This is a genomic window from Pseudoalteromonas sp. SG45-2 (genome assembly GCF_014164115.1).
GTDB classification, from domain to species: Bacteria; Pseudomonadota; Gammaproteobacteria; order Enterobacterales; family Alteromonadaceae; genus Pseudoalteromonas; species Pseudoalteromonas distincta.
In genome coordinates, this window is sequence record NZ_JACJEO010000005.1 from 45,159 (window position 1) to 69,717 (window position 24,559).

22 protein-coding genes are annotated in these 24,559 nt (G+C 38.5%); 3 read left to right on the forward strand and 19 right to left on the reverse strand.

The genetic code is table 11. The features are described from left to right. The first annotated feature begins 3 nt into the window (after positions 1-3). Positions 4-1,026 carry a M48 family metallopeptidase gene (locus tag H5116_RS04450; RefSeq protein ID WP_182695307.1) on the forward strand — a complete coding sequence of 341 codons (1,023 nt, stop codon included), beginning with the start codon at positions 4-6 and terminating at the stop codon, positions 1,024-1,026. 181 nt (positions 1,027-1,207) lie between these two features. Beyond that, entirely contained in the window at positions 1,208-1,573 is a 366-nt protein-coding gene (locus H5116_RS04455; protein WP_029752867.1) for a DoxX-like family protein, read from the forward strand. Positions 1,574-1,627: 54 nt separating this feature from the next. Here the strand turns inward: H5116_RS04455 and speB are convergent, their stop codons facing one another. The 6 genes from speB to H5116_RS04485 form a co-directional block, all read right to left on the reverse strand. Then, entirely contained in the window at positions 1,628-2,551 is a 924-nt protein-coding gene (gene speB / locus H5116_RS04460) for an agmatinase (RefSeq protein WP_024597470.1), read from the reverse strand. Between the two features lie 3 nt (positions 2,552-2,554). Then, on the reverse strand, positions 2,555-4,468 hold the full coding sequence (gene speA / locus H5116_RS04465; RefSeq protein WP_002958572.1) for a biosynthetic arginine decarboxylase: 1,914 nt from the start codon (positions 4,466-4,468) through the stop codon (positions 2,555-2,557). A gap of 530 nt (positions 4,469-4,998) precedes the next feature. Next, positions 4,999-5,331: a YnfA family protein gene (locus H5116_RS04470; RefSeq protein ID WP_002958571.1), complete on the reverse strand. Its 333-nt coding sequence runs from the start codon at positions 5,329-5,331 to the stop codon at positions 4,999-5,001. A 62-nt stretch (positions 5,332-5,393) separates the two neighbouring features. Beyond that, complete coding sequence (locus H5116_RS04475) at positions 5,394-6,263, reverse strand: MYG1 family protein (RefSeq protein ID WP_154903389.1); 870 nt, start codon at positions 6,261-6,263, stop codon at positions 5,394-5,396. A gap of 232 nt (positions 6,264-6,495) precedes the next feature. After that, positions 6,496-6,957: a GNAT family N-acetyltransferase gene (locus H5116_RS04480; protein WP_002958569.1), complete on the reverse strand. Its 462-nt coding sequence runs from the start codon at positions 6,955-6,957 to the stop codon at positions 6,496-6,498. 207 nt (positions 6,958-7,164) lie between these two features. Further along, the gene (locus H5116_RS04485) at positions 7,165-9,417 is read right to left on the reverse strand and encodes an EAL domain-containing protein (RefSeq protein ID WP_024597466.1); all 2,253 of its coding nucleotides are present in this window, start codon (positions 9,415-9,417) and stop codon (positions 7,165-7,167) included. Between the two features lie 310 nt (positions 9,418-9,727). On the opposite strand from H5116_RS04485, the gene cysZ reads away from it, so the two are divergent. After that, a complete protein-coding gene (gene cysZ / locus H5116_RS04490; protein ID WP_182671383.1) occupies positions 9,728-10,438 on the forward strand; it encodes a sulfate transporter CysZ in 711 nt (236 codons plus the stop codon). Positions 10,439-10,512: 74 nt separating this feature from the next. Here the strand turns inward: cysZ and H5116_RS04495 are convergent, their stop codons facing one another. From H5116_RS04495 to prfA, 13 genes are all read right to left on the reverse strand, one after another. Next, positions 10,513-11,034: a hypothetical protein gene (locus tag H5116_RS04495; RefSeq protein WP_024605426.1), complete on the reverse strand. Its 522-nt coding sequence runs from the start codon at positions 11,032-11,034 to the stop codon at positions 10,513-10,515. 1 nt (position 11,035) lies between these two features. Continuing rightward, complete coding sequence (locus H5116_RS04500) at positions 11,036-14,344, reverse strand: PKD domain-containing protein (RefSeq protein ID WP_182715641.1); 3,309 nt, start codon at positions 14,342-14,344, stop codon at positions 11,036-11,038. A gap of 16 nt (positions 14,345-14,360) precedes the next feature. Next, positions 14,361-15,446 (reverse strand): 23S rRNA (cytidine(2498)-2'-O)-methyltransferase RlmM, encoded by a 1,086-nt coding sequence (gene rlmM / locus H5116_RS04505; protein WP_024605425.1) that lies wholly within the window; start codon positions 15,444-15,446, stop codon positions 14,361-14,363. Positions 15,447-15,463: 17 nt separating this feature from the next. Next, positions 15,464-15,832 carry a DUF423 domain-containing protein gene (locus H5116_RS04510; protein ID WP_182715642.1) on the reverse strand — a complete coding sequence of 123 codons (369 nt, stop codon included), beginning with the start codon at positions 15,830-15,832 and terminating at the stop codon, positions 15,464-15,466. Between the two features lie 19 nt (positions 15,833-15,851). Beyond that, the gene (locus tag H5116_RS04515) at positions 15,852-16,487 is read right to left on the reverse strand and encodes an alpha/beta family hydrolase (protein WP_024605424.1); all 636 of its coding nucleotides are present in this window, start codon (positions 16,485-16,487) and stop codon (positions 15,852-15,854) included. A 2-nt stretch (positions 16,488-16,489) separates the two neighbouring features. Beyond that, positions 16,490-17,392: a transcriptional regulator GcvA gene (locus H5116_RS04520; protein WP_002958561.1), complete on the reverse strand. Its 903-nt coding sequence runs from the start codon at positions 17,390-17,392 to the stop codon at positions 16,490-16,492. Positions 17,393-17,513: 121 nt separating this feature from the next. Then, the gene (gene kdsA / locus H5116_RS04525) at positions 17,514-18,368 is read right to left on the reverse strand and encodes a 3-deoxy-8-phosphooctulonate synthase (RefSeq protein WP_002958560.1); all 855 of its coding nucleotides are present in this window, start codon (positions 18,366-18,368) and stop codon (positions 17,514-17,516) included. A 9-nt stretch (positions 18,369-18,377) separates the two neighbouring features. Further along, entirely contained in the window at positions 18,378-19,631 is a 1,254-nt protein-coding gene (locus tag H5116_RS04530) for a DUF819 domain-containing protein (protein WP_024595290.1), read from the reverse strand. A 14-nt stretch (positions 19,632-19,645) separates the two neighbouring features. Further along, positions 19,646-20,473, reverse strand: coding sequence for a tetratricopeptide repeat protein (locus H5116_RS04535; protein ID WP_002958558.1), 828 nt, complete (start codon positions 20,471-20,473; stop codon positions 19,646-19,648). A gap of 149 nt (positions 20,474-20,622) precedes the next feature. After that, positions 20,623-20,997, reverse strand: a complete 375-nt coding sequence (locus tag H5116_RS04540; RefSeq protein ID WP_024605422.1) for a SirB2 family protein — start codon at positions 20,995-20,997, stop codon at positions 20,623-20,625. 29 nt (positions 20,998-21,026) lie between these two features. Continuing rightward, positions 21,027-22,571, reverse strand: coding sequence for a response regulator (locus H5116_RS04545; RefSeq protein WP_024595292.1), 1,545 nt, complete (start codon positions 22,569-22,571; stop codon positions 21,027-21,029). A gap of 54 nt (positions 22,572-22,625) precedes the next feature. Continuing rightward, positions 22,626-23,465, reverse strand: coding sequence for a peptide chain release factor N(5)-glutamine methyltransferase (prmC, locus tag H5116_RS04550; protein WP_154903383.1), 840 nt, complete (start codon positions 23,463-23,465; stop codon positions 22,626-22,628). A gap of 2 nt (positions 23,466-23,467) precedes the next feature. Beyond that, on the reverse strand, positions 23,468-24,553 hold the full coding sequence (gene prfA / locus H5116_RS04555) for a peptide chain release factor 1 (RefSeq protein ID WP_002958554.1): 1,086 nt from the start codon (positions 24,551-24,553) through the stop codon (positions 23,468-23,470). Between the last annotated feature and the right edge of the window lie 6 nt (positions 24,554-24,559).

The following is a 24,559-nucleotide window of genomic DNA, read 5'->3' on the forward strand; positions in this document are numbered from 1 at the left end:
ACCATGCATGTAAAGGGACATTTTTTCCCCATCGCATCGAGTAACTATCAAGTGTGTGTTGCCACTATTAGCGACACACACATTGAGGTTATCAACGATGAACACGTTATCGCTCGCCACGTAATCTCAAGTCTAACATTAAGTTCAGGGATGGCAGGACTTGCCGACGAATTAAACTTTGAAGATGGCAGTCGTTTTATCCCTCAAGATGTAAGTTACAGATGGCCATTTAAAGAAAATAACCATCACATAATGGAGCGCCTTGAAAAAAGTAAATGGGTAATTTTAGCCGCAGTCATATTTACACCACTTTTTATGTGGTTAGTACTTTATAAAGCGGTACCGGCCATTGCTGTTTATAGTGTTGATACCCTGCCACGTAATGTTGTGGAACAGATGGGGGAGCAAAGTTTTACACTAATTAAAAAGATTGCGCTTGACCCAAGTGAGCTGCCCGCAGAGCAGCAAACTAAAGTACAAGCACATTTTACAAGTATGCTTAATGCGTTATCGCTTGATCAATCGGTTTATAGGTTATCGTTTTATAAATCAGACAGCTTTGGTGCTAACGCGTTTGCACTACCCCATGGCCGTATCGTGGTAACCGATGATTTAGCAAATTTACTTGCCGATAAACCCAACGCACTAAAAGCGGTATTGCTACACGAAATGGGCCATGTAGTCCACCAGCATAGCGTACGTATTACAGCACAATCTGCCGCAAGTACGATTGTACTAGCAGTTGTATTTGGTGATTTAGAGGGAGTTGCAGAGGTTGCATTAGGTACGGGTGCATCGTTTGCTCAGCAAGGGTTTTCACGAGATATGGAACGCGAGGCAGATAGCTTTGCACTCACCCAATTAGAATCGCTTGGGTATTCGAGTAATGACTTTGCTGATGCAATAGAAGCGCTGCAAGAAAGCCATACCAGCGAAAACGAACACCTAGAAAAAGTAAATGACTTATTAGAGTACTTATCTAGCCACCCAAGTGCACAAGAGCGTATTGACAATGCTAGGAAATAATCGCGGTTATATTCAACTTGCTCGCTACATAGTGAGTTTAAGTTGGATATACTAATTCAATTAACTATGGGGGCTATTTTAACGTTAAATAAATCATTTAGTAACTAGGCAAAAAACTTTGTGTTTAGTGGTTCTAAATAAAAGTTTTTTAACGACGTTAGTAATTGATTTAGATCGTTAAATTGTTCAAATAGTTATTTGGGTTAGTATCATTCACGGCTTTTTCCCAAAGCTTTATCACGTAGCACCACTTGAAAAATTAATGACTGGCAGTGCTGGTTTTTCAGCCGAAGTGTCTGATTTAATTACACGTTCGGCGGGTGTTGGCGAAATTATATTTGGCTTGTGTTTATTTGTGTTTTATAAACATAAGCATTTGGTAGCTTTAAATATATTGGCGCTTATGGGGCTTTTACTTGCTGTAGTTGTAATGCAGCCACAATTGCTTATTGAAGCATTTAACCCTGTAACTACTAACCTGCCGCTTATTGGGCTAAGCGTTATTTGGTTAAAAGAAATTGAGCAGTTGAATAATCGATACCTCTAAATAAAAAAGGGTATGCAAATGCATACCCTTTTTTGTAGTACAAAATTTATAAAATTAGTACTTATTTTTATGCGTCCACAAATGCAGTAATTCGCTCGCAATGGTTGCTGCAGCAATTGCGGTAAGCTCACTTTGGTCGTACGAAGGTGATACTTCTACCACATCCATACCCACCATGTTTATGCCTTTTAGCGCACGCAGTACTTTAAGTACTTTATCTGACGTTAAACCACCACACACAGGAGTGCCTGTACCAGGCGCAAACGCAGGATCTAAACAATCTATATCAAACGTTAAGTAAACAGGTAGGTCTCCTACTCGCTCAAGTATTTGCGCTGCAATATCATTAGCATGTAAATCGTTGGCTTGCATTGCATCAATCACAGCAAACTCATGTTTACTTTGATCAAAGTCTGTACGGATACCTATTTGTATACTGTGCTCAACATCAATCAGCCCTTCCATTGGTGCATGATAAAACATAGTGCCGTGATCAAAACGCGAGCCATTGCTATAGGTATCGGTGTGCGCATCAAAATGCACTAACGCCATTTTGCCATGTATTTTTGCATGAGCACGTAATAGCGGAAGCGTTACAAAGTGATCGCCCCCTAAACCTAATAGTGTTTTACCTTGGCGAAGTATTTGATCAGCAGCCATTTCTAGTTGCGCAGTAAAATACTCAGGATCCCCGACAGGGTAAGTAAAGTCCCCTGCGTCTGCCACTTTTAAGCGCTCAAACAACGGGAACGTCCACGGGTATTTAGTGTCTTCCCATGCTAAATGAACCGATGCACGACGAATTGCATCAGGGCCTAAGCGCGCACCAGGGCGGCCCGAGGTCGCTAAATCAAATGGTAAGCCTAAAACCACTACGTCTGCATCAATTGCATTAATGTTTTGCACCATAGGACGACGTAAAAACGTCATCCCATTTGAGTACAATGAGTGATCTGCGTGACCAAACAAAGTTGACATTGCTTATAACTCTTCTAAATAAGTGTAGCCATCAAGGCCGCTTTGCAACTCGTCTAAAACGCTTTGCTGTTCGTGTTTTTCAATTTTAGTGCTTACTAACTGCTCGTATGATTGCTGAAAACTTTCAACATCTAAATGTACATAGCGCATCATATCGGCAACAGTGTCACCTTGGTTTATCTCGGTAATACTTGCAACGCCTTGCTCATCCATATTAACAATTGCGCTGTGCGTATCACCAAACAAGTTATGCATATCACCTAAAATTTCTTGATAAGCACCCACTAAGAAAAAGCCCATTAAATAAGGTTTATCAGCACTAAACTCTGGCACTGGTAGTGTGCTTTCAATACCCTGTCCATCTACGTAATGCTCAAGTGCGCCATCTGAATCACAGGTTATATCAAGTAATACGGCACGTTTTTTTGGTGCTTCAGTTAAGCCACTTAATGGCAATACCGGAAACACTTGATCAATGCCCCATGCATCTGGAAGGGATTGAAATAACGAGAAGTTTACAAAAAACTTATCGGCTAAACGTACGTTTAACTCGTCAATAATCGGACGATGAAAACGGTTTTTATTATCCATGTGCTTGTTGAGTTCATAACAAATACGAATATTAATTTGCTCAGCCCATGCACGTTGCGATAAGTCTAATAACCCGAGTGCAAATTGGTTATGCGCTTCAGCTAAATCACCTTGGCTGTCGTGATAAATCTCAATTAATGCACGGTCATCCGTTAAATCAGTTAACTGTACAAACGATGCCCACATGTTTTTTAATAACAGGGGTGCATCTGCCGCTGGCGCTACTAACTCTTCTGGCGTGTAACTTTCAGTACCAATAACATTAGAAATAAGCACAGCATGATGCGCCGTAAGCGCACGACCCGACTCAGAAATAATAGTCGGCATTGGTTGCTCATATTGCTTACATGTATCACCAATGGTGTACACAATGTTATTCGCATATTCAGCTAAACTATAATTCATAGAGTTATGCGACTGACTACGCGTGCCGTCGTAATCAACAGCTAAACCACCGCCTACATCAAGACAATCAATTTCTGCGCCTAATTTACGTAGCTCACAGTAAAAACGCGCAGCTTCGCTTACACCTAAACGTACGTCACGAATGTTCGCCATTTGTGACCCTAAGTGAAAATGCACAAGCTGCAATAAATCAAGCTGGTTTGCGCCTTTTAAACGATTAACTACATGTAAAACTTGCGATGCAGATAAACCAAATTTTGATTTTTCTCCGCCACTCGCTTGCCACTTACCTTTACCTTGCGACGCTAAACGTACACGAATACCAATGCGTGGTTTTACGTTAAGCTCTTTTGCTTGGCTAAGGACCATGTCTAGCTCAGAAAGCTTTTCAAGTACGATATACACTTTATGACCTAGCTTTTCGCCAATAAGTGCTAAACGTACGTATTCTTTATCTTTGTAGCCATTACATACAATAACAGCGCTGGTTTTTTCAGCCAGTGCTAGTACCGTTAGTAATTCAGGCTTGCTGCCGGCTTCTAAACCAAGTTGTTTTTTTTCTACTTGTGCTTGGCTTGCTACTATTTCTTCAACCACTTCACGTTGTTGGTTTACTTTTATTGGGTAAACTAATAGGTAGTCTTTAGGGTAACCATAGTTTTCAATCGCAGTATTAAATGCGCCGCATAAGCTGTGTACACGATGGTGTAAAATTTGCGGAAAACGAACTAAAGCAGGTAAGCTTAAACCTTTATCTTGTAGTTGCTTTGCGATATCTGTTAATGCAATGGTTTGCTCTGGTGCATGAGCCTTGGGTGCAACATACACATCACCTTGATCATTAATACCAAAAAAACCTTGGCTCCAATGACGAACATTGTAGCTCGTACGAGCTTGTTCTAGTGATGTTGTCTCTTTCATTTATCTTTCTCTTTTATTTAATTAATGCCGGCTCGGCTAGTGCCGCGCATTAAAAGAAAAATAGAGATTCAAGTCCAACAAGTATTTTTACTCGTAACGAGTGATTTTTGATGTTAAAAAAATAACCAAACAACTATTGCCCGCTAGCATATATAAAACAGGACTTTGATGATTTTTAAAGATAAGAAAAGTTATAAAAAATGGCTATTTTTAAATGACTCATTATAAATTTTATTAGTAAAAATGAATTAGCTCGTTCAATAAAATTCATCTTGAGTTACTTTGTTTATAAAATTTACTTTTGATGGATTAGAGCAAGACGTTCTCAACACCTCAATTACTCACAGTTGAGGCTGCGTGTTGTGACCAAGTAATACCTATGTATTCTGCAAAGTGAATAAAAACTGCACGTCAAAAACGCTTAACATACATCCACCGGCGCATATGTAGCGTTAGGTATTGCCTGTGGTATTGAAAGTGGGAAATTGCAGTAGTGTATAAGCGAATTCGATTAATTGAGTATAAGCTAGCTATGCACTTTTTGGGGCGAACATAATTATTGCCATACCTAGCAGTGCTACTAAACCACCGATAATATCCCACATAGTAAGCTTTACGCCATCTACAACCCATAACCATAATAGCGCAACGCAAATATATACGCCGCCATAAGCTGCATATACACGTCCGGCAGCAGTAGGGTGTAAAGATAGCAACCATGCAAATAGTGCCAAACTTAAAGCCGCAGGAATTAAAAGTAAAATGCTTTTATCTTGTTTTAGCCAAAGGTAGGGCAAATAGCACCCCACTATTTCAGCTAAGGCTGTAATAATAAAAAGTGCGATTGTTTTTAATTCAAACATAATGCTCCGCGCAAAAATAACAAGCATAACAATCTATATAAATTGTTATGCTTAGTGCGTTGTTATTCGCTAAGCGCCATAGTGGCAAGTTTCATTGTGCTTTCAAACGACTTGGTACCCGCTATAAATAAACCATTATGGCAAAACACTGCGTCATCAATACCTGTTTCATCTACGAACGCTTGATCAGATAAACCAGACCATGCTTTAGGAAGCGGTTTTCTATCTTCAAACGAGCCAGGCTCAACGGGTACTGTTTGTAATATCCATTGCCCAGAATGCGATGGGTAAACCATGTATAGCGCCTCACTTGATAAAATATGCACTGTTTTTTTCCACGGTGTGTACTTTTCAAGCACGATTACTCTGGCATCGTCTGCATTTTCAATTGCTCTGGCGACAATCTCTTTTGCATTAACACTACCGTGAGCTGAGGCGATAAAACGAATGAGCATACGTGCTGCAAATTCAACGGCTTCATCAAAACAGGTATCAAAGTTACTTTCTTCTTCCCATGTAGGGTTAAACATTGAAATTGTTTGGCTCAAGCTTATCCCTTTTGATACACCTTCAACATGACCACAATCAATGGCGTCAATAGTTGAAACTAAGCCTGAATCCACTCTATCAGCAACGGCCTGGTTATCATCACACAGTGCTAAGCCGTATTTTTTCCACACTAAACCAAATGATGAAAAAGGAATGCCATTTTCTCGCTCGCCTGCACCTCCACGTTGATGATGATCAAAGCGATTAGTTTCAGGATCGTATTCCCCACCTACATCTATTACGTAGTCGGCACTTTCTATAAGCGCTTTATCGCGTGTGCGTACCAATTTAAACGTTGGCAAAACATGTTTAAGTACCGCAATACTAAAAACGTCATCTGCATGAAAATTACCATTGTGGGTTACTACTGTTATTTCGCTCATTTGTTTATTGCTACTTTTAGAAAAGATAAAAATTCTCGCTTTGTAAGTTAGTCACTAATTATCGAGGCAGATTTTATACGAAGACAGGTGTTAAAAACAGTGAAGTATTTTTGCATCACTATAAAAGCTGCTTTTATAGTTACTAGTTTGAGTATGACTTTTATTACAAGATAATAATGAAGGAAGATATTTACGACACATTAAGCTTTAACATGTCGCAGCGTTAATGAACTTATTTACTAAGCCCTAATTCCATAAAAACACTTTGTGGATTATCTACATATGAGCCAAAACTGCTACAGCGTTTAAAGCCTAAATTTTCATATAAATTGATTGATTTTATTTGTTTTGGGCCTGTTTCTAAGCGTATTAACGGGATTTGTTTTTCGCCAGCTTGATGCAATAAAATCTGCATAATACGTCTTGATAGCCCTTTACCACGATGACTTGGTTTTACATATAAACGTCTTATTTCGCCGTAAGGCTGGGTATCAAATTTCTCTACAATCGCACCGCAGGCAATAATACCTTCTTCAGTTTTTAAACCAATAGCGTACACATTAGGTAAGGTTAATTCGTTTAACTCCAGAGACTGTGCGGTAGCCACAGGATATAAAGAATTTATAAGTCGGTCTATATCATCAAATACATTTACCACGTCGGGATCATTCGGGTTCAAATCGACTAACTGCATAAAGCTTCCATTCATTGTTATAAGTTTATTAAGCTTTAAATAATATATTTAAGCGGTCATAGCTTAGCATTGTTTAATTAAAAAATCTTTACTCCTTATTTAGCATATGGGTTATGACATTTCACCAGCTAAAAGAGCAAAAGTGGCCTAGCAAGTGTGTAAATTTTGCTAAACTATTACTAATTAATAAATAGTAATGTTCAAGTATTATTGCGCATTAGTATTAGCGCTATGCCATTTTGCATAGCCTTCTTTATCCATCGGCCTTGCAATTAAGTAGCCTTGCATGGCGTCAATATTCATTTTTTTAAGTAAGTCATATTGTTCTGTTGTTTCTACGCCCTCAGCAACTACCTCTAAGTTTAAGCTTTTTCCTAAACTGATAATTGTTTGCGCAATATTAAAGCCAACCGTGCTATCTAAAATTTTATCAATAAAGCTTTTATCTATTTTTAATTCTTTAACAGGAAACGCACTTAAGTACGCTAAGCAGGAGTAACCGGTTCCAAAATCATCAATCGAAAATAAAAAGCCAGCGGCAATGAGTTCTTTCATTTGCCTAATTGTATAATCTATATCGCTTGAGAGCATTGACTCAGTTATTTCTAACTTAATTTGCTGTGCCCGAATATCAAATTTATTGATAGTGCTAAACAGCTCTCCTTTTAAATTTGATGAATTAAACTGGCTTTGGCTAATATTAATTGAAACACTAAACGAGTCGTCAATTATGTTATCTGCTTTAAGTTCGTTTATTAAAATACATATATCATGTAAAACAATATTTTGTAGTTTTTGAATAAGCCCGTATTGCTCTGCAATTGGTATAAATTCGTTTGCCGCTATTAACCCTTTTTGAGGATGGTTCCACCTAATGAGTGCTTCAGCACCAATAACATCACCATACGTATTTACCTGAGGCTGAAAATAAGCACAAAACTCATCAGATGCAATCGCTCTGACTATATCGGTTTCTAGTTCAGTTTGTTTTTCAAGCAGTGTTTGTAAGGCTGGATCGTAAAAGCTACTGCTATTCCCCCCTTTATTTTTAGAACGATACATAGCCGTGTCTGCAAATTTTAATATATTGCCTGCCTGCGCATTTACGCTATCAATTAGACAAATACCTATGCTGCAGCTTACTTGAAATGCAAGGTTGCCCACTTCAAATTTATCATGAAAAGCTCTTTGAATCTCTTTGGCTACTATTTTGCACTCGATGCTCGCCTGCTGTGTATTTTCTCCAACGTGTTTTAGTAAAATAATAAACTCATCGCCACCCGCTCTGGCCAACGTATCAGAGCCTTTTATTATTGCGCTTAACCTTTTTGATAATTCCACAAGTACTTCATCACCCGCACTGTGCCCAAGTGAATCATTAATACGCTTAAAATTATCTAGGTCTAAAAATAATAACGCCCCTATATTTTTATCACGCTTAACACTCTCCACACACATGCTTAATTTGTCGCTAAGCATTCTTCTATTTGGAAGATTCGTTAATGGGTCGTAAAAAGCAAGCTTATGTACTTCTTGTTCGGCCTTTTTCTTTATTGAAATATCTCTGGCCATCCATACTACGTGCCTTTTTGTAGGACTATTGGGGTGGTAATGATCTAATGCAGCAGCCCTGCCTTCAAAAACTATATTGCCCTTTGGTACAGCTAATTCATATTCAAAAATTTGCGTCTCGTTAGTCGAGAGTGTTTTTTTAATAACGTCCATTATCATTTGTGCATCGTCTTGGGAGAGCAGATCCTTAACACTTTGACCAATAAGGTCCTTGCTTGAATCAAGCAGTAACTCATTAGAGGTACCATACACATCGGTATAAATTCCCTCTTCACTTAAAATAAGAATGAGATCAGGCATTACCTTAGTGAAGGCTTTAAACTTTTCATTACTTTGCTGTAAATTCGCGAGCAGCTGTTTTGCTTTGTTAAATTCGTTACTTTTTTCAAGAGCGATACTAGAAAAGTGTACAAAAAAATCGATTAACTCTAAGTCTTGCTTTGATGGTGATTTAGGAGTGCTGTGATAGATAGCAAAGGTGCCTAATAAATCGGCTTGAGTTGAAAAAATAGGCGTTGACCAACATGACTTAAGACCAAACTTTAGTGCTAAGTCTTTAAAGTCCTCCCACAGCGGTGAAGTTTCGATATTTTCAACAATAGTGCGCGATTTCGAAAATGCAGTAGTACCACATGAGCCCACTTTTGGCCCTATATAGACTCCATTAAGCAAACTACAGTACTCTGGATGAATATTAGGAGCTGCGCAATGAAAAAGCTGCTGGCCTTTAACTGATAAGATTGAACACCTAGCGGATTCATCATCAATAATCTGCTCGATTGATGAACAAATTTCAGTAAGCACCTCACTTAAAGGTACCCCTAATGCAATTTTAGATAAAATGCCTTGCTGGTGAGATAATAACTTTTTTAACCTATCCGTACCCATTTTCCTTTACCCGTATTATTTATACACATTGAAACAACAAAAGCTTTAATCAAGCGCTTTTTTCTTACGCAGTAAAGTTCAGTATAGTCATGATTAGTAAGTTTTTTATTTTATTGGCAAAAAATAATCGGGCCTGTCTAAAATAATCATAGTTGCATATTACTGAACACCTATTGTTACTATATAAACAAAACCACAATATTAAAGCTAACACTTTGTTACTTAAAAGTACTGTTCAAAATTTTTAAGCTATTTATACTATAAGTAATGGTAAATATTTTTTGAGGTTACAGTGCAGATCACACAAGGTATGGAATACTTTTTTTCGGGGTTTAAATTAATTAGCCAAAAAGGGCTAAAGCGTTTTGTCCTTATTCCGCTATTAATTAATATTTTGCTGTTTGGTAGCTCGCTGTTTTTTTTAGTTGGCTGGTTAAGTGATAGTTTTAGCTACATAAACAACATGCTCCCCGAGTGGTTAAGCTGGTTAGAGTGGCTAATGTGGCCTATTGCTGTATTAGTTGTTTTGTTTAGCTATAGTATGCTCTTTACAGTTATCACTAATTTTATTGCAGCCCCTTTCAATGCGCTCTTGAGTGAAAAAGTTGAGCTTTACCTAACAGGTCAAAAAATTAACGATGACGGCTTTGCCGAACTAGTTAAAGATATACCTCGCATGCTTGCCCGTGAGTGGACAAAACTATGCTACTACCTTCCTCGCGCAATTGGCTTTTTTATATTGTTATGGGTTTTACCGGTCATTGGTCAAATACTATGGGTGTTATTTACTTGTTGGATGTACGCAGTTCAATACGAAGACTATGCGTTTGATAATCATAAAATTGACTTTAAGCAAATGAAAGACGATTTAAAATCTAAGCAAGGTTTGTCATACGGATTTGGTTTTGCTGTTATGTTGTTAACTGCTATCCCTTTTATAAACTTAATAGTTATGCCAGTCGCAGTGTGCGGTGCAACACGTTTATGGGTAGATAACTATCGTCCAAAATATCGCAGTTAATTAAAAGGTTGCTGACTTTTTCAATATTCGAAGGACACCGCATTCTAGATTAAAAAGCACCTAAGGTGCTTTTTTTAATCTATTTTTAAAGCAATAAACTCAAGCGATGCACGCCTTGGTAATGCATCGCTTTGTTTATCTACTTCTTCAAATTTTTTAATCAAAATACTAAAGCGCTGATTATTAATATTAACGGCTGTAACTTCACCAATTTTTATACTGTAGTTTTGCTGCTGATCAAACAGCTTTAGTATTTGACCTTTTACACGCTCTACGTATAAATAAGGTGTTTGGTCTGGCATCTTTAAACGAATGACATTGATTTTACTTAGTTCATGTACCGCGACCCAATTCTGACTCTGCATTAACGTATTATAACGACTAATACCTTCAGGCTGATAAACAACATCTTGGCTTATAACGCATGTATTACAGTCCTTTACTGATTCAATTCGCCAGTCAACAGCTGTATTTTTATAATACAAATTATCATTTTTTAGTAACCACTCACGTGCATTGTTAGTATCGCTACACGCTATTAGTAAGCTAAAAAAACTACTCAAGATAATAAACTTAGTGCTTAGCATTGGCTTCATACTATTGCTCTTTAATTGCTTTTAACTCAGCAATAATTGCACTACTTGGCTGTGCTTCTTTTATATAACTGGGCAGCGTTTCAATATTAGTAGGCGAGCTTTGTAAATTATGCACCTTACTGTTATTTGTATTTGGCACGCCAAATCGATTACCTGCACTTTGCATATAAAACTGTAAATTAAGCATGCTCCACTCATCTACATCACTCAGTATTGATATTGTATTATCTTGGTTAGTATCAAAGCTGGTTAAGCTTTCGGTGTTAATTGCATTACAATTAAAATCAACTGCTAGTGAGCTATTTCTATTTAACCCCTGTATTTCAAGTATGGTGCTTTCATTTAAATCTGCTGAACTACCATTTGAATAATCAATAATAAAATCATCCGTAGAGCCTAAATGACTATTAGTATTTGGTGCAATATCGCAACTAGCATTGCCTGGGTAAAAACGCTCATAGTAGCGATCGCCTTCGTTATTACCTATTGTTGATAAACCCGCTAATTGATATAAATAGTTCATAGAGCTTAAATGATTAGGCTTAAAATTAACTTCTTCATCACCGCCATGGTATAAACCTAAGTTATGACCTAACTCATGAAATATTGTTGATGCTTGATAATTATAAGTTACATTGGTTGCTACTTGCGTATCAAGCGTTAAACCCCAGCCCCCCATAGTTACCATTAAATCATTACCGCTCATCTCAGCAATACCCGAACCACTAATACTACCGTCTTCGTTACCACTACTTGCCATTAATAAATAATGGAAAATGGGCCTGCGAGTTATATCGCTATATTCCATTTTATAAGCAAATAAATTAGGGCTACTTAAATCGTATTCAAACGGGGTATAGCTATTAAAAGGGACAAGATTTCCGCCACCTAAATCAAAGTTTTGCGGTGCTGTATTTGTATTTTGATCAAACAAATCACCTACGTCAAAGTGGACTGTATAGCCTTTTTCTGCAAAAACAGTGGCTACTTTTTCAAGTGCGATTCGATGTGGAGTAATACCTACATCAGTGCTGTCCATATAATCAACTTCAATAAATATATCTTTTTGTGAGGTACGCGCCCCCCACTCATAAAGTGGTAAACCCGCGAATGTTGTACCCTGTTGCTCAGCGCAATCAGGAATACCATCCTCATCATCATCTATTGTGCAATTTATATTGTTTGGCCCAGCGGGTGTGTTAAACACAGAATAACTCCAATCAGTACTTTGATTAGTGTCTGTCGCATTAAGCTCGCGCTTTAAGCTGCCTCCTTGCTCGGAGATGATTTGCTCTGCGTTACCACCTTGCCATTGTGATGGCGTTACTGGTTCTTGTACTGAGTTACCAAATTTTACAAAGTCGATTGTTTGTGTACCTGCACTATTAAGTAATTCTACAAAACCGTTTATGTACCAATAAGGTCTAATTTCATCACTAGCATTACCCACAAGCGCTATTTTAGGGTTGTTAACTGATGCACTGACTAAAAAATCATCTCCAAACTTGCTTTGTAAAATAAGGTACTCACCATTTTCAAGCTCTTTATTGGGCAGTGAAAAAGTTGTCTCTGCACTAGTCGAGCTATTAATCATATTAATACTGCGGGTTTTAAGCGAATAACTCTGTAAGTTTACAGCAGCCCCTGTGCCGTTATAAATTTCAATCCAAGGTAAGTCGTTACTAAATTGCACAGAAGAAACTTCAGTTATTTTTATATCTTGGCTAGAGGTAGTAAAAGAAGTAGCGGTTTGCGTTTCAATGGCCGTATCATCAAAATTAGTTAAATCAGCTGTAACACGGACAATATATTGGGTATCTTCATTAAAGCTTGCGCTTACATTTACAGTATGAAAATAAGTACTTGTGTCACTAGTAGTACCCGACAAACTTTCAATATTTAAGGCCAAGCAAGTAGTAAAATTATCTGCCGACACTTGTACGCTTCCTGTACAAACACCACTACTAGAATTAACTGCTAAAGTGCTCGTTAGCATAATATCTGAAAATGTAATACTAACAGGGCTATCTACAAGAACTGGGTCATTATTACTTTGGGGTGTTACATTACTAATTGTAGCGGGCGTTGAATCAACCACAGTAATATTCAGGGTAAATTCGGTTGTGTCTTTTGAATCAGACGCAGTTAACGTATAGCTTTGTGAAGTAATACTGTTTGCAGGAGGCGTGTAGCTAAAAAGTAAGGCTTGTGCATCAATAACACTAATTTGTGCACCATTTAAATCATCACCAAAATCAATCTGAACCGTATCGTTATCAGCATCGCTAACTACTAAACTAAATTCTGTGGCTTGATTATATTGCACGCTAATACTTACATCATCTGCAGTTGGTGGATTGTTTGGTGCTAATACTACAACTGTTTTTTGAGCGCTATTTGTAGCGTTATCGTCATCGGTTACAGTAACCACAAATGTAACATTGGTATTTTGTGCAACAGTGGGCGCATTAAAACTAATGCTTGTTTGTGTTTGAGTAAGTTCAACTACAGGACCACTTATTTGCTGCCAAGTTATGCTATTAATACTACCATCGCTGTCTTGTGCATCTGCAACTAAGGTTACACTGTCACCTTTTTCAGCTTCTTCAGGGCCTGTAACAATGACTGTTGGCGCGCTATTTACTTGATTAATTAAAACCGTTTTACTCGCTTGAGCGCTTTTACCTGCATTGTCAGTTACGGTTACGCTAAAACCTAGTGTTGTATTTTCAGATACATTAGGGGCGGTAAAACTAAGGACTCCATCAGTTTGTGAAAACTCAACATCGTCCCCAGCAGACTGAATCCAATTAATATTACTTATAGTGCCATCTGTATCTTGAGCGTTAGCAACTAAACTAACTTGTGTGCTGGCAAGTGCACTACTTGGGCCTGTTATATTAACTGTAGGAGCATTATTTTGAGAGGTGATAGTGCCTGAAAAAACTTGTTGTGCAGTAGCACCTGAGTTGTCAGTAACTGTAACCGAAAAGCTAAAGGTCGTATCGGTTGTTACACTAGGTGCAGTGGCTGTAAGCGTGTTACCGTTAGAGGTAAACGTAAACTCAGGCCCGCTAAGTTGTTGCCATTGATAGCTGGCAATTTGTCCGTCGCTATCACTTGCAAGCGCTGTAATAGTAAATGATTGATTAGAAGTAATAACGTTACTGCTAACCGAAAGCGTAACACTGGGCGCAGCGTTACCAGGGGCCGTAGTTGTATCACTACTTTCGCCTCCCCCGCCACAGCCTGTGATTAAAAGTGATAAAAAAAGTAAACTTAGCCATTTATTAATATTGTTTTTTACCACTTTTAGCCTCTACATATTAACTATACAAATTTTGTGGCACCTTAGTAACGTTTAAATGAACGGTTATTTCCTCACGATCATGATATAGATGTTTAGCTTGCAACTCGTAATTGATACCTTGTTTCTCAAGCTCTTTTCTGATCATCGAAAGACATTCATAAACACTATCAAAGCGTTTTTTCATAGGCAGCTTTAAGTTAAATATAAACTCTTTTGCGTATGCATTTACTGCCCAGTCAATCATTAGCGTAGTCACTTTGGTCGGTTTTTCCACCATATCGCACACTAACCAAGTAATATTTCTTTTTTCTGGGCGATATTTAAAACCGTCGGCTCTAAAATGTTTAACTTGCCCAGTTTGCATTAAATCGTCATTCATTGGGCCGTTATCAATCGCACTTACAAACATACCACGGCGTACAAGCTGATAAGTCCAACCACCAGGGCATGCACCTAAATCAACACTGCGCATACCGGCAGCTACGCGTGACTCGCGTTGTTGCTCAGGTATAAATACGTTAAATGCTTCATCGAGTTTTAACGTTGAGCGACTCGGTGCATCGCTTGGCATACGAAGGCGCAAAATACCCATGAAAAATGGAGAATTATTAAAGCTATACGAGTAACCAACATAAGCCGTATTGTTTGTTAAAAACATGACATGCATTACTGGGCGATTTGCTTTTGGCTCACGTAGTACAGTATTTTGTTTTTCGAGGGCTTTTTTAAGCGGTGTTGAGATTTTTTTACAGAACGTTAAAAGCTCTTTGCCTTCGTTTGTGTCTGGCGTTTCAACGCGCAGTTCTGAGCACAATGTAAAATCTTTAGCAGCTTCAACTACTGCGCTCACACGGTCCTCTACTGGCATGTTTTCAAGTAATGTGCCGGCAAACCATTGACGTGCAAACACCATGTTTTTAAAATCAACTTTTTTGATTATTTCATCGCTGTGATGCGCTTCAAAACATTCGTAAACAACATAACCTGTATTTGGTTTTGCTTTTACATACCCTGCAAAACCTTGCTCTGCAGCATGAAACGTTATTTCAGCAGCGGCATCGTTTTCAAAACCACTACGACAAAAAATCACAACACTAGACATATTAACCCTTAAACTCTTTAAAACTTAAATCGTGCAACTTGCACTAAAATAACAATCCAACCAATAATAAAGCACAACCCACCAAGCGGTGTTATAGGCCCAAGCCACTTCATTCCTGTTAGAGCGAGTAAATATAAACTACTACTAAAAAGTAGTGTGCCCATTATAAAAAAGCCACCAGCCCAACTCAGGTTTATGCCCCATTTAATTAAAATAGCCACCGCAATAAGTGCAAGTCCATGTACCATTTGATACTCAGCAGCCGTTTTAAAAACGCCTAATGAATACTCCGATAAGCGGCTTTTTAAACCATGGGCAGCAAATGCACCTAACATCACCGAAAGCATACAAAAAATACTACCGGTCATTAAAAATAATTTAATCATCTAACCCCCTGCTCGAGTCTTAACGTATCTCAATTTGTTGCTTAATAAATTCAACAGCACTTAACGCTGCTGTTTCTCTATTTTGTAGTTCAGTTACGCCACTTTTTTTACGTGGTTTTAATGAGTGATCGCCATCACTCAGCCAAGTAAACAAAGGCTGCTTTGGCATTTTCATAGTAAGAAGTTCTTCACGTGTACCAAATGTATCTCGCTCGCCCTGTAATACTAGAAAAGGGCAAACAATATCAGCAAAATGATCGGTGCGTAATTTTTCTGGCTTACCCGGCGGATGAAATGGATAACCAAATGCTATAACACCTGAAAGGCTTTGCTCTGTACTACATGCAAGCATTGATGCCATGCGACCGCCCATCGATTTACCGCCTATAAACAACGGTAAATCTGGCTGCGCATTCGTTAGCACTCGTTCATAATAAATAAGTAACTTTGGTGCTCGCTCAGGAGGCCTGCGTTTATTAGTTTGTTTAGCGATTTGCATATATTCAAAATCAAATAAACCAACATCAACCCCCTGCTCGCTTATTAATTTTGCCATGTGCTGCATAAAGTCAGAATCGCTACCAGCACCTGCGCCATGTGCAAATATAAACTGTGCTATTGCAGGTTGCTCCGTGCTTTTAAACCATTCAATCATTATTAATACTCATGTTCTTGCTCATGCTCTACTAAGCTCAGCATCCACTCTTTAAACGAAACTATTTTACCAAGCTCTGTTTGCGACTCACGAAGCACTAAGTAATACGCATTTTTACTCTCTAGGCTATGATTAAACGGAATTACCAAACGCCCTGCGTCTATGTCGGGTTTAGCTAATACACTATTGCCGATTGCCACACCTTGTCCATGTACAGCTGCTTGTAACACCATAGAGGAGTGGCTAAATATAGGCCCTTGATTTACCTGGATGTTACGCACGCCTGCGGTTTTCATCCACGTTTTCCAGTTTTTACGTGTAGTGTCGTGTAATAGTGTGTGATGCGCTAAATCACTAGGTTGATCAAGCGGCTTTAACCCGCTTAATAACATAGGACTACAAAGTGGTACTAAATATTCGGTATGAAGCTTGTACGCTTGTACGCCATTCCAATGACCCCTTCCATAATAAATAGCAATATCTACGTCATCCGTGAGTGAGTTTTCATCTTGGTCTTGTGCTTTTATTCGCACGTCTATCTCTGGATGTAACTCATTAAACAAACTCAAACGAGGCACTAACCACTGAATAGCAAAACTAGGGGTTAGGCTTACCGTTAGTGAGCCCTTAGCGCCACGAGCTAATAGCTTTTCAGTTGCATCAATAAGCTGAGTAAAAATCTCTTTAATATCTAAAAAATAGCCTTGGCCTTCTTCAGTTAACAATAAAGAGCGGTTTTTACGTAAAAACAACTTCAGCCCTAAATGCTCTTCAAGTGTTTTTATTTGATGACTTACTGCCGCCTGCGTTACATAAAGCTCTTCTGCAGCTTTTGTAAAACTTAAATGGCGTGCAGCCGCTTCAAAGGCTTTTAATGCGTTTAATGGAGGTACCCGTCTTGACATAATAACCAAGCTTAGAATTAGTTTTTCTTATGCGTGAGATTATATACATCATATAAGTTTGTGTATATTAAAGGCATAAAAAAAGCGACCTGAGTCGCTTTTTAATAAACATCATGCTTAATTATAAATCGCTTGCACTTGTATCAAGTGGGGCAAAGCTTTTAATTAAATCATCAACCGCTTTCATTTGCGTTAAGTAGCCTTCTAACTTACTAAGCGCTAGCGCACATGGGCCATCACATTTAGCTTCGTTAGGATTTGGATGCGCTTCGATAAATAAACCAGCAATACCCAACGCCATACCGCTGCGCGCAAGCTCTGCTGCTTGTGCACGACGACCATCAGCAGAGTCAGCTCGTCCACCAGGGCGTTGTAACGCATGTGTTGCATCAAAAATAACAGGTGCCATTGCCTTCATGTCATCCATACCCAGCATATCAACCACAAGGTTGTTGTAACCAAAGCTAGAACCACGCTCACAAAGGGCTACGTTGTTATTACCAGCTTCATTAAATTTAGTAATGATATGACGCATTTCATGTGGCGCTAAAAACTGTGGTTTTTTCACATTAATAATTGCACCTGTTTTAGCCATCGCCACAACTAAATCTGTTTGACGCGCTAAAAAAGCAGGTAACTGAATTACATCAACAACTTCTGCAACAGGTGCAGCTTGATGCGGTTCATGTACGTCAGTAATTAGTGGAATTTTAAACGTGTTTTTAATTTCTTCGAATATTTTTAAACCTTCTTCCATACCTGGACCACGGTACGAATTGATTGAAGAGCGATTAGCTTTATCAAATGAGGCCTTAAATACATAAGGAATATTTAGTTTCGTCGTAACTTCTACGTAATGCTCTGCAACACGCATTGCTAAATCGCGAGATTCTAATACGTTAATACCACCAAACAGTACAAACGGTTTATTGTTTGCAAGTTCAATTTCATTAATTTTAATAATTTGATCTTTCATTTAAATTCCTTAAGGTGCAACTGCTTGCATCATTAATCCACAAATATAAGCCATATAAGTACCCACACCGTAGCCTAGTACAGCTAACAAGACTCCAACAGGCGCTAATGATGGATGAAACGCTGATGCTACAACAGGTGCTGACGCTGCGCCCCCCACATTAGCCTGAGAACCCACAGCCATATAAAATAACGGTGCTTTAATCAGTTTAGCCACAATTAACATAATGCTTGCATGCACTAACATCCAAATTGCGCCCACTAAAAATAGCCCGGGGTTATTGAAAATAGCGGTTACATTCATGTGTAAGCCAATCGATGCAACCAAAATATATAAAAAGCTAGAAGCTACTTTTGAAGCGCCAAACGCTTCTATTTGCCTCACTTTAGTAAACGATAAGCCTATGCCAATCGTTGTGGATATAACAATTAGCCAAAAGAATTTACTGTTTAAGCTGTATTCTTTTGCCCATTCATAAGTAGTGCCAAAGTACGGCCCCAAAAAGTCAGCGCAAAAGTGTGCTAAGCCAGTTATACCAAATGCAATTGCAATCAGCGTCATGTAATCATTAAGAGTTGGGATGCGTGCATGTTCTGCGTGATATTCTTCCACACGCTTTTTCAAGTCTTCAATTGCGCTTGTATCAGCACCCGTCGCTGCATCAATCTTTTTATGATTTGCTGCCATTAACAATAAAACAGCCATCCAAATATTAGCGACAATTACATCGACTGTAATCATTACAGAAAATATATCACCACCAACTTCAAACATTTCTTTCATTGATGCTTGGTTAGCACCGCCGCCAATCCAGCTACCTGCAACAGTTGTCATACCGCGCCATACGGCATCTGGGCCATGCCCACCAACAATACTTGGGTCAAATGCGCTCACCACTAAAATAGCTAATGGCCCACCAATAACAATGCCTAAAGTACCCACTAAAAACATAATAAGTGCTTTAGGGCCTAAGTTAATAATCGCTTTTAAATCAATACTAATGGTAAGTAGTATTAAACAGGCAGGTAGTAAGTAGCGCGAAGCCACATAATAAACATTAGATTTATTACCATCTACAATACCAAAGGTATTTAATAACGAAGGTAAAAAGTAACACAGTAATAAAGCAGGTACGTATTTATAAAATCGTTTTAAAGCTGGACGCTCACTGTTTGAGGTTTTAAAAATAAACCCCAAAATAATAGCAAGCAAACCAAGCACAACGGCATCATTTGTAATTAATGCGCTTTGAGTTTCAACCATAATTATTCCTATTCTTAATGGTGCGTTTTATTATTATCTTCTAGTTCTTCTATTTGGTGTTGAATAATCTCTATTGCAGGATCGTCCGGACACTCATCTACAAAAAACTGTAAATCATCACGTGCCATTTTAGGGCAACCGAGCTGATTTAATAAGTAACCTCTGTCGCGTCTCTCATACGGGTCGTCGCCTATTAACTCCATTAGCATCTCTACACAGGTTAAAGCATGACCAAATTTATTTTCGCTAATGAAAGACCATTTTTGCTGAGCTAAAAATAACTTATATACTTCGTCATCAAAAATCAGTTCTAGTGGCTCTTGCTCTTGACCATCATCTTCATCTGCGTTTTCAGGGATAATATACCAACTTTGTTGTCCACTGCTTGGCTCTATTATGTAGCCTTCTTCATCACTAATCGCCACATGTACACCAACATCACCTTGGGTAAGACTAAGGTTCGCGTCACAGTTAGCTTGTTGTAAAAAATGACAAAGTATAATTGCCAGTGTTGTAGGTGAACCACTGCGCATAGAAAGCGTATAGCTTAATGTATTTAATTTATATTCAGGCACTTTTAAACCTGATGCACTAAATAGCCAATCACTGTAAAACATATCTAATAATTTTTCGAGGCGATCGTGCTCATCACTCACTTTTAAACACAGCGCTGAAATTTGCTGTTCAAAGTCAGTTAAAGTTTCATAACATGGTGTTAAATCTATCTGAGGGTCCCACTTTGACTCTGCTTTAATACAGCGGTAAATCGCTGGAGGTGTAAATTCATCGTAAGCATCATCAAGATAAGATTCATCGTGTTCGTCAAACCCGAGGGTAGTCATTAATACTGCAACATTTTAGAAAACGAAGGCGTAGTTTACCTAACTTTAAAGCTATATACCAATATAGAGGTGTATTTGAATATTTTCTGAGAGGGAGTTGTATTTGAGCTTTACAAAACAACTATAAAGCTCAAATAGTCAGGTATTACTTAAAGCAAAAAAGCTGATTTAGACGTCGCTAAATAACCTATCGCTAAAATAACAGCGGTATTAACTAAAACGTAAGCAACTTTAGCCGCCATTTTTGTTTGTCTGGCGCTTTTAGCCCCAATACCGATGTATATAACCACTAAAACTATTTTTTCTAATAGCCAATATTGTTCAAACGGATTAATTTTAGCCATAAATATAAGCGTAAGTGCAGACACTAATAACAAAGTATCTATACTGTGACTACCAATCATTACTGCTTTATTTTTTGCTAATTTACCACTGCCCATTCGCGAAAAAGCGCGAACATAAAATAATATTACACTTAACATCGCAATTGCCATGTGCGAGTGCTTTACTGCTAAATAATCCATATGCCCCTGTACTTCTGTTTTATAAAAATCTAATCAGGAAAACGGCTAAGAACCGCCTCTAACTCATCAAGCTTTTCGTTAAATACTTCAACCATTTTTGGTTCAAAATGTGTGCCTTTTTCAGCATTAATTTCATCAACCACATTTTGTAATGTCCAAGGCTCTTTATAACACCGTTTATGGCGAAGTGCATCGTATACATCAGCAAGTGCGACTATGCGACCAAATACATTAATTGCGTTTCCGCTTAGACCTTGTGGGTAACCAGACCCATCCCATTTTTCATGATGCTCTTTTGCAATAATTGCACCTGTACTCACAATTTCATGGGGAGAGTCTTTTAAAATAGTATAGCCTTTATCAGTATGGGTTTTCATCACTTCCCATTCTTGAGGTTCTAACTTTGCTGGTTTGTTTAAAATCGCATCAGGAATACCCACTTTACCTACATCATGAAGAGGAGACGCCAACCTTACTAAATCTGCATCATGTTTAGATAAACCATAGCCCTCAGCTAAAATATGACAAATATGTGCTACACGTTTAACATGATTACCTGTCTCGGTTGAGCGCTGCTCTACTGCTTCACTTAACCTATAAACAAGCTCTTGTTGTGTCGCTTCTATTTCAGACTGAAGCTGCACATTTTCAAAGGCAAGTTGCACATTTTGAGAAAATATTTTGATTAAATGACGCTGAGTATCCGTTAAATCCTTTGGGACACCTGATATGAACAGCATTGAGTTATGATTGTACTCACTACTGCAGTACGCAAATAAGTAATTATCTTTATAAATAATACTTTTATCATTAAGCGCCTGATGACACGCACTTAACTGCTCAGCTTGTAATACCTCATCAAGCTCTTTACCTTCACTTTTTTCAAAATCGCCAGTGCCAGAGCAAACTATTAGTTTTTTATTTTTTTCATGTTCTGGGTTTTGTGCAACTAAAGTGGTGGCATACATAGCTTGATCAGCAATACCCAATAAAGATGTTAATTGCTGCATAACGCCTTCAATAAAGTGCTCTATTGAATGCGCAGAAAAAATATCACGAGACGCTATAATTATTTTCTCAAGCCCTTCGCGTGATTGCTCAATCGAAATAATATCCCGATACGAGCGTAGGCTCGACATAATAACAGTAAATAATTTTTGAGCCGTTAGCTCCGTTTTCGATTTGTAATCGTTAATATCATAATTAATAATGACTTGACGTTCAGGTGCCTGGCCAGGTTGGCCTGTTCTTAAAATAATCCGTATATGATTATTTTTAGCTTCTTCACGAATAAACTTAGCAACCTGCAAACCAGCGTCGTCGGTTTCCATTACCACGTCAAGTAGCACAATAGCGGCATCTGGATGCTCTTTTATGAGCTCTTTCGCTTCAGCACCTGAGTAGGCACTAATAAACTCTAAGCGTTTATTTTGAAATTCAAAATCACTCAGTGCTAGTTTTGTAACAGCATGAACTTCAGGTTCATCATCAACGATTAATACTTTCCAGGTACCGTGTTCAATCTCATCGATTGTTTCTTCTGGTTCATCTGAAAATAAAAAATCACCCATCATAGTCGAAATTCCTTCATGGCATTATTTAACGCACTAGTAGGCAATTATTATTCTCTAGGGCCACAGTGCAAGTGTTACACGGTCATTGTTACCAAGGTCTTTCACTGTTTTAATATTAACAAACGCCATTTTTTCAAAAAAATGACGAACAGCTTCACCTTGCTCAAAACCGTGTTCTATTAAAAGATAGCCATTAGATGACAAATAGTCACGTGATTGTGTAATTATTTGTTTAATATCAGACATTCCGCAATCATCAGCCACTAATGCCGATAAAGGCTCAAAGCGCACATCACCCTGATTTAAATGTATATCACTACTTTCTATATAAGGAGGGTTAGTGACAATTAAATTGAATTTTTCGCCATGCAACTCACTAAACCAGTTACTTTGTTTAACATGTACATTATTAATCGCTAATCGCTGCTGGTTACGTGTAGCAAGTGCAACTGCATCGCTTACTCTATCTACTGCCGTAATTTGCCAATTAGGCATTTCACTACCCAGTGCCAACGCTATTGCACCAGTACCAGTGCCTAAATCAAGCACCTTTGCTGTAGCGGGTAGCGCTATTTCAAGTGCTTGCTCGACTAATGTTTCAGTATCTGGTCGAGGTATTAGGGTCGTTGCGTTAACTTCAAGCGATAAGCTCCAAAATTCACGCAGCCCAGTTATATGGGCTACGGGCTCACCTTTTAAACGTCTTTGGATAAATACATTAAACTGCGATTGTTGCTCATCACTAAGCGCATGTTCTGGCCAAGTAAAAAGGTAACTGCGAGGTTTTTGAAGTATATGTAAAAGTAAAACTTGTGCATCTAATTTAGCACTTTCGCTGCTAAGTGCTAATAAGTCAGCACCTGCAGCAATTGCTTGTTCAAGAGTGTGAGCCACAATTACTCGTCGCCCATGGCCGCAAGTAAGTCAGCTTGATGCTCTTGCATTAATGGGTCAATAATCGCACTTAAATCACCGGCTACCACTTCGTTTAAACGATAAAGTGTTAAGTTAATACGGTGATCGGTAATACGACCTTGCGGGTAGTTATAAGTACGAATACGCTCAGAACGATCGCCACTACCTACCAAGTCACGACGTTCAGAGGCTTCTGCCGCATGGCGTTTTTCATCTTCAGCTTGTTGCAGTCGAGCTGCAAGTACTGACATCGCTTTAGCGCGGTTTTTATGCTGCGAACGCTGATCCTGACACTCAACCACAACACCGGTAGGTATATGTGTAAGTCGAATAGCAGAATCAGTTTTATTTACGTGCTGACCACCTGCGCCTGATGCACGAAATGTATCAACTTTTAAATCTGCTGTATTAATTTGTATCGCTTCTGCTTCTGGTACTTCTGCCATAACCGCAACAGTACACGCTGAGGTATGAACACGACCTTGTGATTCAGTCTCTGGTACACGTTGTACGCGATGTACGCCTGATTCAAACTTTAATTGACCGTAAACGCCTTCGCCACTGATATTTGCAATAACTTCTTTGTAACCGCCATGCTCACCTTCATTGGTGCTTACAACTTCTACTTTCCATTTTTTATTTTCTGCGTAGCGGCTGTACATACGAAATAAGTCACCAGCAAAAATAGCCGCTTCATCGCCGCCCGTCCCTGCACGTACTTCAACAAACACGTTGTTGTTATCTCGCGGATCTTTTGGCAACATTAATACTTGAATTTGATCTTCAATCACTAGTATTTGTGCTTTTGCTTCTTTATATTCTTCTTGCGCCATTTCACGCATTTCAGGGTCAGAATCTTTAAGCATTTCTTCTGCACTGGCTAAATCGTCTTGCGTTTCTTTATAGTTTAAAAACGTTTTTACAATCTCTTCAAGCTCAGAATACTCTTTTGAAAGCGCACGAAAACGGTTTTGATCACTAATGACCGACGGGTCGCTTAGCAGCGCTTGTACTTCTTCATAACGCTCTACTAAGGTTTCTAATTTATTATAAACAGACTCTTTCATTTAACG